This is a genomic window from Ignatzschineria sp. PL_is040 (assembly GCF_055813795.1).
Map to the genome: position 1 here is coordinate 1 of NZ_JBVPGU010000052.1, position 287 is coordinate 287.

At 40.8% G+C, this 287-nt stretch carries 1 rRNA gene; it reads right to left on the reverse strand.

The window, feature by feature from the left end:
- Positions 1–76, reverse strand: a 5S ribosomal RNA gene (gene rrf, locus AC0SAP_RS10405); the annotation flags it as partial.
- Between the last annotated feature and the right edge of the window lie 211 nt (positions 77–287).

The window sequence follows — 287 nt, forward strand, 5'->3', positions numbered from 1 at the left end:
TACCATCGGCGCTGCTACGTTTCACTTCTGAGTTCGGGATGGGATCAGGTGGTTCCATAGCGCTATTTTCCCCAGGAAAACTGGCTTGTGCTTGAAGTGCCGATGCATTTTTGCATTTTATTTTGCACTCCACTCACGAATAAATTTGATTAGTTGGTATTGTAACAGCAATGTCTGATTGAATTGCTTAAGTTGTTGTATTCGCGTCAACTTTGGAAACGATCATGTCTCGTATCAAAATTGTCTAAGACCTATTATATGGTCAAGCCTCACGGTCAATTAGTATT